The sequence below is a fragment of the Alterirhizorhabdus solaris genome (assembly GCF_007785815.1).
Lineage (GTDB): Bacteria > Pseudomonadota > Alphaproteobacteria > Sphingomonadales > Sphingomonadaceae > Alterirhizorhabdus > Alterirhizorhabdus solaris.
The window spans coordinates 1-6,044 of the sequence record NZ_VNIM01000155.1; the positions used below are offsets into that span (position 1 = coordinate 1).

4 protein-coding genes and 2 pseudogenes are annotated in these 6,044 nt (G+C 58.0%); 3 read left to right on the top strand and 3 right to left on the bottom strand.

Annotation, left to right across the window (positions count from 1 at the left end; genetic code table 11):
• Nucleotides 1-146 precede the first annotated feature (146 nt).
• The gene (locus FOY91_RS20325; protein WP_145155759.1) at nucleotides 147-350 is read left to right on the top strand and encodes a hypothetical protein; all 204 of its coding nucleotides are present in this window, start codon (nucleotides 147-149) and stop codon (nucleotides 348-350) included.
• A 97-nt stretch (nucleotides 351-447) separates the two neighbouring features.
• Here the strand turns inward: FOY91_RS20325 and FOY91_RS20330 are convergent, their stop codons facing one another.
• Complete coding sequence (locus FOY91_RS20330; RefSeq protein WP_145155761.1) at nucleotides 448-741, bottom strand: hypothetical protein; 294 nt, start codon at nucleotides 739-741, stop codon at nucleotides 448-450.
• A 25-nt stretch (nucleotides 742-766) separates the two neighbouring features.
• Here FOY91_RS20330 and FOY91_RS20335 point away from each other — a divergent pair, with 25 nt between their 5' ends.
• On the top strand, nucleotides 767-1,087 hold the full coding sequence (locus FOY91_RS20335) for a hypothetical protein (protein WP_145155763.1): 321 nt from the start codon (nucleotides 767-769) through the stop codon (nucleotides 1,085-1,087).
• A gap of 746 nt (nucleotides 1,088-1,833) precedes the next feature.
• Nucleotides 1,834-3,606: a calcium-binding protein gene (locus tag FOY91_RS22670; protein ID WP_145155765.1), complete on the top strand. Its 1,773-nt coding sequence runs from the start codon at nucleotides 1,834-1,836 to the stop codon at nucleotides 3,604-3,606.
• A 308-nt stretch (nucleotides 3,607-3,914) separates the two neighbouring features.
• On the opposite strand, the pseudogene hsdR reads toward FOY91_RS22670, so the two are convergent.
• Together hsdR and FOY91_RS22500 are read right to left on the bottom strand one after the other, a co-directional pair.
• Nucleotides 3,915-5,897 (bottom strand): annotated as a pseudogene (hsdR, locus tag FOY91_RS20345) (type I restriction-modification system endonuclease); the annotation flags it as partial.
• A 20-nt stretch (nucleotides 5,898-5,917) separates the two neighbouring features.
• A pseudogene (locus FOY91_RS22500) lies at nucleotides 5,918-6,044 on the bottom strand (IS630 family transposase); the annotation flags it as partial.

Genomic DNA, 6,044 nt, shown 5'->3' on the forward strand with positions numbered 1-6,044 from the left:
GGGGTCGGCCGCCAGCCCGCGCATCCGGGATCAAGGGCGCAATCAACTCCCACTGGATGTCCGTCAGGTCAGTGTCGTAGCGCCGCCTCGCTTGCGGCTTCCTCTTCGGCATCGGGCATCGGCTCGCTTCGTGGGTCCGACGCCCTATGAATCACGCCAAAGCCGCTTTGGGAATCCTTCTCAAACGCAATCTTACAAATGTCGACGGTGACCAGGTTGCATCGGTCGCGTTCACGGGCGGAGTGAAATCGGTTGAGTTTGATGGTGCAGCCGAGGGGGCCGATGGGCAGACCTACTATGTTTATAGCCGGGTGGGGTCGGCGGCCGATGAGCACTTTCTGATCGTGTGATGTGATGCCGGCACAGCGGCGCTACCTCAAGAAGGTTAACCTACAAACACGAGTCTCAAGGCTCCGGCAGCTGTAGACGGCGTGCACCTACTGGCCTCTATCTCCAGCGCGTGAAGCCGAACTCCAGGCGCTGCTCATCGGTCGCCGGTTTAGGCGTGAGCATCCAGAGGGCTCCCCAGCGCTCGAAGGTGACCCACACTTCCAGCGGGCCGTGCTCATCCTCGGCGTAGAAGGCGGCGGCTCCGCCCTTGTCGTTCGGTGGCCGGTGTCGATGGATAGTGAGAGGCATCGGCGCTTTACGTGCTGGGTAAGCCTGAACAGGGCTGAACTGCGACGTGGCCCTGAGGGTCCCGCCCCGCGTCGTAGCATCGGCAAAGCCGCTGCGCATCATCTGAGCGTCGTGTTATAGACCCCGGATGATGATCGCCCTGTTGCTCGCCCTCCAGGCGCTCGATCCCCTGCAGCCCGCTGTGCCGAGCAGCGAAGGGCTAAAAGCGGCCGAACAGCAGAACCAGCGCCGGCTGCCGATCATCGTCAAGATCTGCCGAGATGCGCTGCGCAGCCCAGATCGAGGTGCCCACGTGCGCCGCTACGCCGACGAGCACGGCTTGTCCACCTACGGGAGAATAGCCCTTCAGATGGACTGCAGCATCTACTGGCAGGGGCGGCGGGACGGCGGTGAGGGCCCCCTACCGGGCCAACGGCGCAACGGTGGATCACAGGAGGACATGAGGTAGGGGGTGAGCCGGTCCACCCGTGTCACAGCCGCCTGATCCTTAGAATGCTGGGCACCCTTGCGCACCTTAGGGAACTCGACCGGAACCTCTTACTGATTTGAGCGTCAGGGAATGATGGCCGAAACCGACGCGTTGAGATTGGCGGAAACAATCTTGGAGATGCGCACAGCGCGGGACGTTGTTTTCGGCGCTGAATGGTTCGCCGATCCAGCCTGGGACATGCTACTAGAGGTATATGTCGCCCAAAACCGGGGCGAAAGCACCCAACTTCAGGCTATGTGTAGCGCTGCACGGGTTCCTCGGAGCACTGGCGATCGTGTAGCCAAGCGTCTTGTTGATGCATCACTTCTTCGAAAGGAAACTGACCCGGCCAGAAAAGGCGGGGTTAGGCTATGCTTGAGTGAAGCTGCAGAAAAGAAGATTGAGCGCCTGCTTGCACGTGCCTTCCTAATCGCTCGACATCGGTTAAGCAACTCTGGTTAAGTCATGGTGCTTGTTCTCTAGTCAACCTCTGAGTCCGTTCGAGAAAAAGCTAAAGTCAATAGCGGGAATTATAATACGTTTTGTTTCTGCAGAACAAATTAGCCCATTTTGGGAATGTCTGTGTCTTGCTGAAACTGTTGCTATTAATGCTCGTTAACCAATGCGGAACGGGTGGCTGTCGCTACCGGTCGATGGCCCTCGTGAAGGTCATCGCGCGGTGACTGCTGCATCTAGCGTATCCGGCTGATGGTGAGGAGAGTGAAATGGTTATCATAGGGACGGATAACGGCGAGACGTTGAACGGGACACCCGAGGACGACACGATTATCGGCAACGACGGTGAGGATGTAATCAACGGTCTCGGTGGCAACGACACGATCGATTCCGTCGACCGGCCGACCAACATCTTCGCCGGGTCCGTCGACCCCAAACGTGACGTGGTTGATGCCGGTGAGGGTAACGACACCGTCACCGGCGGTCGCCTTGATCAACTCCAGGGCGGAGCAGGAACCGACACCCTTCTTCTAAATTTCAATTTCAACGGTCCGGTCGCTGGATCGGCCACGCCAATCAACCTGATCTTCGATGCTGCCGGGACTGGAACCGCCTCAGACGGGACCTCGATCTCGGGCTTCGAGCGGCTGATTCTCAATCTGAGCGATACAGGCGACAACAACGTCGACACCGGCAATGTTGAAGCCTCAATCACCTCCGGAAACGGGAATGATACGCTGACTACAGGCATCGGGAACGATATCCTGTTTGGCGGTGGCGGTAACGACATTTTGACCGCCGGCGGTGGCAACAATCAGATCAGTGGCGGAACTGGTGATGACATCATCACTGCTGGTAGCGGCGACGATAGCGTTGGGGTTGCCATTGCCACCGACGGCGCAGATCGGGTTAACCTTGGTGCAGGCAACGACACGGTTCGCTTCGATCGGTTCGATGGCGGCACCGGCAACATCCGACTGACTTTCACCTCAGCAGAGGTAGGAAACAGCGCTGCATTTGATGGCGGCACTCTCGCGAATCAGGATGGCGGACTTGCCGTGAGAGTCCAAGCAGAAGATGCGAATGACAATCTGACCGGTCCCATATCTCGCTATGACGACGAAGGCGTCACGTTCATCGCCGGTACGCAGGGAATAACCTTTGACGTTCGCGACCTCGTTTCGGGCACCGCTCGTGGCGACACGTTCACAGGTGTCGTGCTGGGCACCAGTGCCGCTGATGACCTGAGTTTCTTTCCACCATTTCGCGCCCTTGAGAGTTTTTACTACAATGCGGGACAGGGTAATGACAGGATCGTTGCCGGTGACGCGGCGGACTTCCTGGTGGGCGGTGCTGGTAACGACATTCTAATCGGGAATGGTGGGAACGATCGCTTCATTGGAGGTGCTGGCGTCGATCGGTACGTATATGAGGCCAGCGCTTCCACAGGTCGCGATACGATCATCGACTTCGGTAAGAATGATCTGCTGGTGGTCGACACGGCGTTGCGAGACTTTAATCGCGACGGCATCATTACCTTCGGCCGTAACAGCGTACTTGATATCGACGGCACGCGCGGACCAGATACCGTCACCTTCACTGGGCTGGATCCTCAAGCCGGAATACGTTATCTTGGAAGTAACGCCGAAGGCTTCCTTTATGCCGATGCTACCGTGCGGCCAGACGGTGCAATAGAAGGGCGTCTCGGCAACGATGCATTACGGGGTGACGCTAACGATGCGGTGGCAGACACCTTTTTCTTCGACACCGCACTTGGGTTAGGTTTCGGTAACGACAGCATTGTCAATTTTGGAGCGGGAGACCGTATCGTCACCACCACGGCGATCCGCGACTCAAATGACGATGGTCGAGTCACCTTCGGCGGCAACGATCTCTTGGACCTTTCGGATGGCACTAGCATTAATGTCAACGACCGTGCCCCAACCACGCTCATGTTCGATGGGGCATCCATAACCAACGGCGTCACTTATTATACCTACAGTCTGGATCCGACCAGCGACGCATTCTCGGCGTTGGGCTAACCGGTTATGTGTACCGTCCCGAACGCAAACGGGACGGTACACACGTCATAGGTAGATTTCTGGCCTTGTAGGTATAGCGCAGGTCACTCCAGCGGCTTTTCCCAAAGCTACGCGCTTTCGCTAGGAAACTGTTCCGACACGGACGTGCGTAGGTTTGGGGATCGCGTGGGTCGCCGCAGGTTGGAGGGGCTGGAGCGTTATCAAAGGCTATTTTATATTGCTTTTCTCGTCCGCTTACCCTGCCTTCGTAATGCGGGGGTCACAGGTTCGAGTCCTGTAAGCGGCACCAGTCTTTTTATTGTTCTCCATCAATAATTTAGCCTTCGGGCTGGAGCCAGAATGTCCCGGCTTTTCCGGGACTTTGCAGGCACTGGAATGTCGGAGTGGAGCCGGGAGACTGACGTCTCGGTTTTTCCGAACGCAAAGTGCGGGCCCGTCTCCGAGGGCCGTTTTCCAAACTCCACTTTTCCGGGCGTCGTGACGATGCTTCCGCAATGAGGAAGGCCCCGGTTGCCCGAGGCCTTAGAGACCGTTTGGAAAAGGCTTTGCACGGTTGGTCGGATGTGATTCAGGCTCTGGATGTGGACCGAAGAGAGCCGAGGGCGGATGTCCGACATCGCCAGGAAGACCAAGCGATATCCGTCTGATCTGACATTGTCGCGGACGAATTGCGTGAACTTGTCGAGGAAATCTTCGGGCTTGTCGGCGGTGCCATAACCACGTGTGACGCTGATCACCTCGTCATCGTGCTCACTGATCGGCACATAGCGCGGGGTACCATCCTCATTGGTCCAATCGAGGATCGGGCCGAGATTGGGACGATCCGAGACCCAGTTCGAGAGATCACCGGGATCACCTTGCATGAAACGGTCAAGGCTGGCCTCGGGTGTTTCGCCAGCCTCCTTTTCGAATCTGGCGCGCATCTCGGGTGTCAGCTTTTTGATGCGGCGGCGCAGGCGGACAATGATCTGTTCGCGAACGCGGTTCTTGTGCGGCGCATCACCATGACCGGCCATCTCTTCGAACAGCTTGGTCAGGGTGAACTTAGGCTCCGCAGCGACCGGCCTCATGTCGGTCATATCCTGCAGGTGCGCGTAGAGATCGACCGCGTCGAAGATGCGAAATGCTCCTTTGCCAATTTCAGGGCAGAGGCGCGTCGCACGGCCCAGCATCTGCTCATACAGAATGCGGCTGTTCACCCGTCGCATGAAAACGATGTTGGTGATCTTCGGGACATCGACGCCGGTGGTCAGCAGATCTACGGTCACCGCAATCTTAGGCAGTGGGTCGTTGCGGAAGGATAAGATCAGGTTTTCGATCTTGTCGACATCGCCGGTCAACCGTTGCACGGTTTCATCCTTCATCGGGCCGTAGGCTTTGCGGAACGCGTCGCGCAGCTCCTTGACGAGGATATCGGCGTGCGCCTTCGAGGCGGCGAAGATCAGTGTCTTATCGGGATCGCTGGGGTCGATGTATTTGACCAGTTCTTCGGCGACCGCGCGGTTGAACGGGACGGTCACAACACCCTTGTTGAATTGCTCGACTTCGAAATTAACCTCATCGGCAAGAATGATCGTCTCCACCTGGCCGGTCGGGGGATAGACGAAATCGACCGTATCCTCGCGCACGAAGTGGATACCGCCTTCCGAGAGCTTGGTGGCAATCCGGATGGGCGGCTCGTGATCGTTGAGAAAACCGTCGACTACGGCTTCACGGTAGGAATAGGTGAAGACTGGTTTTCCGAAAATGTCGGTCGTGTGTAGCGCGGGCGTCGCGGTTAGGCCGATCTTGACCGCATCGAAATGCTCAAGGACCCGGCGATATTTCGAGACATAGTCCGACTGATCGCGAAAGCTGAGATCGCCATCGGACATTTCCCGGTCGAGCAGATAGCCTCGGTGGCATTCATCGACGACCATCAGGTCGTATTGGTCGATTGGCGGCGCGTCTTCGGCGCTCTCGGAATAGAGCACTCGGCGCACCAGGCCCTGAATGGTGCAAATATGCACCCGCGTATCATCATCGGGGGTCACATCGGCCAAGCCCTTCAGGCCGAAGATATCGGCAAAGGCCTTGCCATTGACCACCTTGGTTGTGGTGAATTCATCATTGGTCTGGCGACCGAGAGCGCTTCTGTCGACGACGAAACAGATCCGTCGGAAACGCCGGGCCGAAATCAACCGATAGAGCATCGCGATGGCGAGCTTGGTCTTGCCCGTTCCGGTGGCCATCGCCACCAGCATCGCGCGGCGATTGTCCGCCAAACCCGCCTCGACGGCCTGAATGGCCTCACGCTGGTAGTGTCGAAGGGGAAGGCATCGCGGTTGATCGGTCCGTCGAGCACCATCGGCGCGACCATGCCGGTGCGGCGCAGCCCGGCGACGAGGGTGGTGGTCTTCCAGTGTCCATGAGGTACGCCCGAGCGCAGGCGTTCGCCG

Coding starts and splice junctions, on each gene's coding strand:
- FOY91_RS20325 (WP_145155759.1), top strand. CDS start 147: ATGAATCACGCCAAAGCCGCTTTGGGAATCCTTCTCAAACGCAATCTT.
- FOY91_RS20330 (WP_145155761.1), bottom strand. CDS start 741: ATGATGCGCAGCGGCTTTGCCGATGCTACGACGCGGGGCGGGACCCTC.
- FOY91_RS20335 (WP_145155763.1), top strand. CDS start 767: ATGATGATCGCCCTGTTGCTCGCCCTCCAGGCGCTCGATCCCCTGCAG.
- FOY91_RS22670 (WP_145155765.1), top strand. CDS start 1,834: ATGGTTATCATAGGGACGGATAACGGCGAGACGTTGAACGGGACACCC.